Origin of the sequence: Brumimicrobium oceani (genome assembly GCF_003143775.1) — a bacterium.
In the GTDB taxonomy this organism is placed as follows: domain Bacteria; phylum Bacteroidota; class Bacteroidia; order Flavobacteriales_D; family Crocinitomicaceae; genus Brumimicrobium; species Brumimicrobium oceani.
On sequence record NZ_QFRJ01000006.1, the window covers coordinates 223,507 to 232,463 of the forward strand.

The following is an 8,957-nucleotide window of genomic DNA, read 5'->3' on the forward strand; positions in this document are numbered from 1 at the left end:
AGACCAGATGAACTCTACAAATAAGGGAAGTTTGAATGTCGATTGACTGCAAGTGGAAATGCTTTTTCAGGTGGATTGGGGCTTAGATATTGGGGATTTCCTTCGTATTTAGATAGGTGAATACAATTCGTTCGTACCAGTTTAAGGGCTTCAAGGCATACGCAAAAGTAGGAGCTATTATTATTTTTAAATTTGGTACAAGCGTGAATAAGGAAGCGCTAGGACCAATCACTATCTAAAGGTTAAAGACAATCATTTTAGTAAGTGTACAAATTCTTGTTTTCAATCCACAACAGGTTGCTGCTTTGAGCTTTAATTTGAACCCAAGTGCTATCTTTAAAATACTTCTTGATTTCCAATCGACTCCCTGGATCAACTTCATTTTGAATTTGGACTCCATTTGGAGAGATATAAAAAGGAACATCCACAGCTTTCATAATTCCGTAGCGTTCTTCGTTATAATGCTTGTTTATGGAATTTACACCATAAAAAGAAACTAAAAAAAGCAATATTGCGGGTGCAATTAAACGCAAACACCATTTTCTAAGTTTCGACTTTTTCTTTGTCAGGATATTAAAAATAAGCAAGCCCAGAAAAGAGGAGGTAACTATCGCTAAAACGCTCCAAGTTGTAGCACCAAAACCAAGTATAAGGCGTTCATGCCATGGGTAGGGATGTTCCCAAAGATTATTTTGACTTAGCTTTTGTGAAGCAAACTTCGCATTAAACTGTGCGTCACCGCTCAGGGGTTTGTACTTCAATGAAGATTCAAAAGCCCATTTTGCTTTACTCCATTCTCCCAAGCTACCAGAAGCTACTCCAAGATTATAAAATGCAGAAAAAGAGGGTTGTTTCTCTGCGTCCTTCAAAAATCCCATTTGTGCTTTTTTGAAGTCTTTCTTCATTATATTATCCAAGCCCTCCTCGAACAAAGAGTCGATGGCTAGACTACTAAACGAAACTAAAAAAACCAATATAAATGATACTGTATTTCTCATTCTTCAAATGATTTTACGATGAACTCCACTTCATCTTTCAAAAGTGTAACATCAGAATTTTCAATTTTCCCTCCGTATTTAATCTCATCTAACTCATTGAACACATAAATTATTTTATCGAAGATTGTTTCTGGAAGTTCGTCAGGCACCTTATTTTTCAGAAAGTCTCTAGAAATCTCACCGTTATTCACTTTAAATTCACTGGCTAAAAACCGAACTAATAAACGGGTTAGCTCATTAATTTTATCTGAATTATTATTCTCTTCTCTCAATTTCCCAATTCCAGCCAGCGCTTCGTATCTGTGCTGTGTTGACATTTTTTTGGTGATGGTATTCTCTACTTTTTCCTTTCTAATGCGCACACCTAAACCTAAAAAGAGACCTAACATAATTGGTGAGAAAATTAAAACTGCGCCCTTCCAACCGCAGAACAATGGATTGGTAGAACGATCTACACCAATTTTATCTGTAATATAAGGTTGCATACTTGGTTCTCTTACCTCCTCTCGTTTGGGTTTTGGAAGTGGAATAACCTCCTCACCATTAGATTTGATATTTAGGGTTTTTACGCTGCACTCAGCAAGCTCGTACTTTTCCGTCTTGGGGTTAAAATAAGCAATCTTTATCGGATTAATCTGAATATTTCCAGCGCGATTGGCTTGAATATAGTAAGTAAAAGATTTGCTACCTTCCGAACCTCTAGAAGAGTAAACAATTGAATCTACAACTTCTGCATCGCCATAAAAAACAAGTCCACTTGGTAAGTAAATTTTTGGTTTTTCAATATTATGTAAATTTCCTGTTCCGCTCACCTTTACTCGAAGTTCAACCACCTTTCCTTGATCCAATCGGGTATTGGAAAGATGTGCAGAAATACCAAACTTCCCTACTCCTCCTATAAAATGTTTAGGTATTCCTGTTGGTAGTGGTTTGATGGTTACCGCTGCTTCATTAGAAACAATTTTGGCTCTTTCGGGATAATTGGTGCGTGGATCGTTATACAAAAGAACAGATTGAAAAGGTTTTATTGCATAAGTCCCAATCTTTTCAGGGAAAATAACTTGCTTTCCAATTCTGAATGTTTGAATATTCTTTCCGTTTATTACGTCATAAGAGCTGTTGGTCTGATTTGGATTACCAATCACGTGATCATCAGATGGCCCATCAAACTCAAATGGTTTAAAGCCTTGCACCTCTAACACCTCAACTTGGGAATAAACTTTCCCTTCTAATACAAGCGGCTCGCCCTCCCAAAGCTCTTTTTTGGATTGTTGTATTGTTCCGAAAATCATTCGGTGCATGTTCTTACTTGGGTCCTCGCTGATCATGTTCTGACGCTTAATGACCTTTACTTTGTGAGATTCGGACGAAAACTCACCGTTCCTTGTAATTATTTTTGCGGGACCAATTTCATAGGTTCCAACACCTTCAAAATATCCGGTGAAAGATTGGTAATGAAAACGAACAGATTGTTGTTTTCCATCTATAATTACAAAAGAAGAAGACATCCCTGACTGAACCGCACCCGACTGGATAAATTCATCGGGTAGTTTCATGTCTAACTGGCCGTCAATATTTCTTTTTATCGTTATAGCAATAGACTGGCCACTTTCGACAGTTTTTGGATTTATCTCCAACTCTACTATGGGTTGTTGTGCAAAACTGAAACCAATAGTGTAAAACAAAATGATATGTAAGATAAATGCCCTTACCATCTTTTTCCTGATTTAATTTGTTCTTGGTTCTGACCAGATTCTGCCCCTCGCACCTTCTTTTTCGTTTGCATTTCTTGCTTCAACAAATCTTCTAATAAGCGTTCCGTTTTACGGTCAGACAATTTTGATTCTGGTTTGGCTTCTGATTGTTCATTTGGGTTTCCTCCCTTCGGCGTAGGATTTTGATTCTGGCTTTCATTTTTTTCTCCTTCACGTCCTTCCTCTCCCTTCTGGGACTGTTCACTTTCTTGAGAATTCTGTTTGTTTTGCTGATCTTCGTTCGCCTTTTGATTTTCCTGATTCTGTTTTTTTTGTTGTTCTTCTTGAATCTTCAATCTTCTTTGTGCCTCGGCGAGATTGTACCTTGTTTTATCATCGTTAGCGTTTCCGCGTAAAGACTGCTTGTAACTTTCAATGGCCTCTTTATACTTTTTCGCCTTCATTTGACTATTTCCAAGGTTGTGCCAATTTTTAGCCTTTAAGGTGGGATCTGTCTTTTTGGAAGCAGCTGCACGAAAGGCCTTTTCCGCCATTTCAAAGTCTTCGTTTCTGTAGGCGGCATTTCCTATATCTTGAGACAAATCAATATGACTTGGGGCCAACTTTTGAGCCTCTAATAAGGCACTATATGCTTTATCAAATTGTTTTTCTTGATAGTATTTTTTACCCAAACGCAAAGAATCTTCCCATGACTGCCCTATTGAGAACCCTGTCATTAAGAAAACTAAAGCAATAAGTAAAAAATTACGCATTATTTGTTTTTTTGTTTGATCGTGGAACAGATTCAACGAAAAATAAAATCAGTATCGATAAAATTGCGAATGATAAAGGCCATTGATATCTATTCTCTTTCACTTTGAAGTCCAAATTTACGGTGTTAGAAGCTGATGTGCTGTTAATTTGAGTTAAAAGTTTAGAAACGTTCGGAAAAGAATCATTGGACAACATTACCTTACCTTTTAGCTTTTTAGAAATCTCCTCAAGCATGGCTAAATCAACTTTTGAAATAACAGATCTTCCCAAATCGTCTTTTAATGAAACGGAGTTGGGCGCATCACTTCGTGGAACAATTCCTCCCTCCTGAGTACCAATCCCTAAAATTAAAACGTCAATATTTTTCTTTCTAATCGCTGCATAAGCTTCTTTCATACCTCCTTCATGGTCTTCACCGTCTGTAATTAAAACCAAGACTTTTTTAGCTTCTTGTTTAGAGAAAAATCGACTTGATTCTTCTAGAGCTGCGGCTATATTTGTTCCTTGATTAGAAATAAAATTAGTATTTAGCTCATCAACATACATTTTGACAGCCTCCTTGTCCGCGGTTAAAGGTAATTGAGGATAGGCGTTTCCTGCAAAAATCAACAAACCAACACGCGACGATGTGGATTGATTAACCAACTGATTCATTGCTCTTTTTGCCACTTCCAACCTGGTTTCTCCGCCTTTAATATCTCGGGTATTCATGGAGTTAGAGATATCAACAGCAAAGATCATTTCCACTCCATTGCTTTGTCCTTTTACGTTCTTTTTACCCAAGGCGGGCTGCATCAAGGCGAAAACAGCAAAAACCACTGCATTCCTTATAAAAAAATACCTCCAAAACACTTTTTTGGTATAAACAGGCTTCAGAAAAGTATGTAGTGTTTTTAAACTTCCAATGTTTTCCACCAATTGATTCCTTCTATACAATTGAAAATAGAAAACAGCAACGATGAGCGGCAGCAAGAGAAACCACCAAACGTAATTTGGGGCAATAAAGGATATTCTCTCCGCAGCAGAATCTGGGGAAAAAACTCCAAATATTCTCAAAAACTGCCAGGTAATGAACCAAAAAAGTAATTCAAACCCCAGTACTAATCCCGTAAAGAATGGCAAACGATAGCGATATCTTAGTTTTCTTTTAGGCATTTTTCTTTAATAATAACTGTTCTGTAACAAAACCTACAAAAATAAATAGCAGTCCAAATAAAAGGAAGTTTTTAGGCTCATAGGGTGGTTCTCTTTTCGTTGTATTATTTACCATTTTTCGTGTTTCCATTTCGTCGATGGTATCGTAAATAGACCTTAAAGAGTTTTTATCGGTTGCCCGAAAATACGCACCTCCAGTAGACTTTGCTATTTCCTCTAACAAGTCTTCATCAATATTAACTTGAGTTTCTCGGTAAATTTGACCAAACGGGGTGTTAATTGGCATTTTTACGATTCCTTTCTTTCCAACACCGATGGTATAAACTGTTATTCCTTTATTTTTCGCCAACTCAGCAGCAGATAAAGGAGACAATTCTCCCCGGTTTGAATCTCCGTCTGTTAGGAGTATAATTACTTTAGAAGTGATAGTATCGCTTCTTAATCGTGCAACGGCTGTTCCCAAACCTGTCCCAATCGCAGTTCCGGGCTCCATTTTACCCGACTGAATTTCATCAATAGTTTGCTTCAAGTAGTCGTAATTCCTTGTAGGCGGACAAGCCGTGTATGCTTCTCCTTCAAAAACCACAAATCCAATCCTGTCAGAAGTTCTTCCATCCACGAATTCCTTTGCTACTTCTTTGGCTGCCTCCAATCTGTTGGGCAAAAAATCAGTAGCCAACATACTCAAAGAGACATCCATTGAAATCATGATATCTATACCGTCATCATATTGATTATTGTTGTCATTTGAAAACGGCGAAACTGGCAAAGCCATCGCTAAAATGAACAAGGACAGACCTATTCCAAGAAAAGTGTAAATGGTTAAAACCAACCATTTAATTGGTTTGAACTCGATGTTTTTTAACTGACTCAATGGTTGAGAGAACTTGTAAACACCTTCGCTTTTCTCTAGTTTATTGTACCTAAAAAAAAGAAGTACAGGAACCAGCAGAAGTAGCCACAACCAATGTGGAGCGAAGAATTGATACTCCCAAATATTGATATTGAAGAACAAACTATTTTTCATTGACCTCGTCTAAATCAACTATTTCATTTACTACTTTTCTTGCATCATTGGTCACGCTCATAATCTCATTTAATTCTGGAGTAGATTTCGCAAATTTCACCATATCTGATTGCATTAACAATTGGCGTGTCAAAAGTATTTTTTCTTTATCTAGACCATTTCTTGCCAACACAATTTCAATTTCGGATGTCGTTTTATCCATTATTTGAATTTGATAATGTGATGCAAAAAATCTTCGTAAAATCACCGACAAATTGTAATAGTATTCCTTTAAATCAGACTCGTAGCCCTTAGCCTTTTCAAGGTCATCTATTTTCGCCAACGTTCTCTCTCTCAAACTTAAGGGAGTAGGCTCTTTTCGCGCGTTTCTTAGGAGAAGAAGTCCTATCGCTATTAGCACTACCGAAGCAATAGCAAGCCACCACCAATGCTTTTCTAAAAATAAATAAATAGGGTTTTTCTCAGGAAGAGATGTAAAGACTTCATTTATATCATAAATTGGTTTTGTACCATCTATGGCAGGACTCAGAACATGAATTAATCCTGCCGGAAAAACATGCATACTATCCTTAATTGAGATGACCTCTGGCGGAATAATGACGTAAGCACTGTCCCAAGCCACGAGTTTGTATTTCCCTTTCCAAATAAACTCATCTCCTTCTTGATATACAGTGTCCTCGAAAGGAGCGCTTATTTCAATTTCATAAGAACTGTTTACCTCATCAGTTTGACTGTTTTGGCTGTTTTTTCCAGGAAAAAAATCGTTGTAGTCAAAATAGACAATACTATCCAATTCCACCTCGCTAATTACGGAATAGGTCAATGTAAAAGGTTCACCAATAAGCACTTCTTCTTTGTCTAGATTAAGGTTTAATTTTTGACCAAAGGAAAATGATATCCAAAATAAAAAAATGATATGTAAGCTCCACCTCATCATCTACTTCGGGTTAAAAAGAGTTTACTTAATTCAGCCAAATATTTCCCATCGGTGGATAGAGAAGCATAATCAACACCTGCCTTTCTGAACTTAGTATTCAAATCCTTTTGACACTCTACAAATCGGTTAGTGTAATTTTCTCTCACTTTTTTCGAGCTTGTGTTCACCCATCTGATGACTTCTTTTTCTGCATCAAACATTTTAATTAATCCTAAATTAGGCAATTCTTTTTCCGCCGGATCAAATAATCTTAGTGCCACCATATCGTGCTTTCTATTGGCGATTTTTAATCCTTCGAAATAATCATTTTCGTCATAAAAATCACTGATTAAAAAGCAAATACTGCGTTTTTTCACGACGTTTCTAAAGAATTTTAAACCTTCGTTTAAGTGTGTCGCTTTACTTTTAGGAGTGTACAAAATTAACTCTCGCAAAATCATCAAAGCATGTGATCGGCCTTTTTTAGGAGGAATAAACTTTTCGACATGATCGGAAACGAAAATTGCCCCCACCTTATCATTGTTTGCTATTGCTGAAAAAGCAAGAACTGCAGCAACTTCCAGCATTAATTCCCTTTTAGATTTCGTTTTAGTTCCAAAGTTATTTGAACCTGATATATCCAAAACCATAAATACAGAAAGCTCTCTCTCTTCCTCGAAAACTTTAACAAAAGGCTCATTAAATCTAGCGGTAACGTTCCAATCTATACTTCTAACATCATCACCGAATTGATAGTTTTTCACTTCTGAAAAGGTCATTCCCCTACCTTTAAAAGCAGAATTGTATTCACCCGAGAACACCTGCTTGGTGAGACCGCGCGTTTTCAGTTCAATTTCTCGTACTTTTTTCAGAAGCTCTTTTGTTTCCATCTAACCTGTAAATTAAGGAACCTCTACCCTTGCTAAGACCTTTTCAATAATTGCTTTAGCATCTACGCCTTCCGCTTCTGCTTCGTAAGTTAGACCCAATCTGTGCTGTATCACATCCACCGCTATGCTTCTTATGTCTTCTGGAATTACATAAGCACGCCCTTGTAAAAATGCGTTTGCTTTCGCTGCTAATGCCAAATTAATACTCGCTCTAGGAGAGGCTCCAAAAGAAATTAAAGGTGTTAAATTGGTAAGATCATATTTTTCAGGATCTCTAGTTGCGAAAACAATATCTATAATGTATTTTTCAATTTTCTCATCCAAATAAACTCCTCTGACCAATTCTCTCAACCGCAGAATATCATCTGGTTTCACCACAGCTTTTGCTTTGTTTAAACCTTCTTTCCTCACATTACTGCGTAAGATTTGCATTTCCTCTTCTGGCGTTGGATAATCCAATTGCACTTTCAACATAAATCTATCCACTTGCGCTTCTGGTAAAGGATAAGTTCCTTCTTGCTCAATTGGGTTTTGTGTGGCCATCACCAAGAATGGTCGAGGTAATTTAAATGTTTCATCGCCAATAGTGACTTGTCTTTCTTGCATGGCTTCTAATAAAGCAGATTGCACTTTTGCTGGCGCTCTATTGATCTCATCAGCCAAAATAAAATTGGCAAATATTGGACCTTTGGTAACAGAAAACTCTTGGGTCTTTTGATTGTAAATTTGTGTTCCCGTGACATCGGCAGGCAATAAATCAGGCGTGAATTGAACACGACTAAACACTCCTCCGATTACATCAGCCAAAGTATTAATTGCTAAGGTTTTTGCCAAGCCAGGAACCCCTTCTAGCAAAATATGTCCATCTGCTAAAAGTGCAATTAAAAGGCGCTCCAACATTTTATCTTGACCTACAATCACACTCGACAACCCCCTATTAATCATATCGATAAGCGGAGTTTCGTTCTGAATTTTCTCTGTCAATTGACGAATTGAATCAGCGGGTGTGATTGAGGATGATGTATTTTCTTCCATAATAATTTGTTCTGAAATACAAAGATGTTCATTGTTAAGGCAAGGTCAATCTGTAGGATGTTAAATATTGTTAAGCCCTTGAATCGTTAAGGATTAGAAGAAATTGGGAGATTTTTAGTTGTATTGATTTTCATTCTTATCACAACATGAAATTTTATGATTTTTAAACAATTTCCAGCTCAGCAAATGTTCAATTTTCATTAATTTCGAAAATACGTGAATCTTCAATTATATACAATTCTACACTACATGACAAAAATATAACTAATTAAAAATCAGTAAAATAAGCATGGAAACACTTGTTTAAAAGACTGGTATTCAGTATCTTAGATGAATAACTCCACTCATTTATCTATGAAAAAGAATACCAGTCCTGAGAGTAAAACTAATCAATTATCTAGTCTTTTAAAAGAGCAAGTTGAAAATAATGGTGCTAAACTCAACAAAGCGAGGCTAAAACTTATGTCA

The 8,957-nt window shown here is 36.7% G+C and carries 8 protein-coding genes; all 8 read right to left on the reverse strand.

What is annotated here, in order from left to right; all coding sequences use genetic code 11:
- Positions 1-257: 257 nt before the first annotated feature.
- Genes DIT68_RS09685 through DIT68_RS09720 form a run of 8 tightly spaced genes read right to left on the reverse strand, consistent with a single transcriptional unit; the run spans position 258 to position 8,489 of the window.
- Positions 258-998, reverse strand: a complete 741-nt coding sequence (locus DIT68_RS09685) for a hypothetical protein (RefSeq protein ID WP_109359594.1) — start codon at positions 996-998, stop codon at positions 258-260.
- Complete coding sequence (locus DIT68_RS09690) at positions 995-2,713, reverse strand: BatD family protein (protein ID WP_109359595.1); 1,719 nt, start codon at positions 2,711-2,713, stop codon at positions 995-997. Before DIT68_RS09690 ends, DIT68_RS09685 begins: the two co-directional genes overlap by 4 nt.
- Positions 2,707-3,465: a tetratricopeptide repeat protein gene (locus tag DIT68_RS09695; protein WP_109359596.1), complete on the reverse strand. Its 759-nt coding sequence runs from the start codon at positions 3,463-3,465 to the stop codon at positions 2,707-2,709. The genes DIT68_RS09690 and DIT68_RS09695 overlap by 7 nt, the downstream gene beginning before the upstream one ends.
- On the reverse strand, positions 3,458-4,621 hold the full coding sequence (locus tag DIT68_RS09700; RefSeq protein WP_109359597.1) for a VWA domain-containing protein: 1,164 nt from the start codon (positions 4,619-4,621) through the stop codon (positions 3,458-3,460). The genes DIT68_RS09695 and DIT68_RS09700 overlap by 8 nt, the downstream gene beginning before the upstream one ends.
- Positions 4,614-5,648, reverse strand: a complete 1,035-nt coding sequence (locus DIT68_RS09705; protein WP_109359598.1) for a vWA domain-containing protein — start codon at positions 5,646-5,648, stop codon at positions 4,614-4,616. Before DIT68_RS09705 ends, DIT68_RS09700 begins: the two co-directional genes overlap by 8 nt.
- A complete protein-coding gene (locus DIT68_RS09710; protein ID WP_146194179.1) occupies positions 5,638-6,585 on the reverse strand; it encodes a protein BatD in 948 nt (315 codons plus the stop codon). Before DIT68_RS09710 ends, DIT68_RS09705 begins: the two co-directional genes overlap by 11 nt.
- The gene (locus tag DIT68_RS09715; protein WP_109359600.1) at positions 6,582-7,454 is read right to left on the reverse strand and encodes a DUF58 domain-containing protein; all 873 of its coding nucleotides are present in this window, start codon (positions 7,452-7,454) and stop codon (positions 6,582-6,584) included. Before DIT68_RS09715 ends, DIT68_RS09710 begins: the two co-directional genes overlap by 4 nt.
- Before the next feature lie 12 nt (positions 7,455-7,466).
- Positions 7,467-8,489: an AAA family ATPase gene (locus DIT68_RS09720; protein ID WP_109359601.1), complete on the reverse strand. Its 1,023-nt coding sequence runs from the start codon at positions 8,487-8,489 to the stop codon at positions 7,467-7,469.
- Positions 8,490-8,957 lie beyond the last annotated feature (468 nt).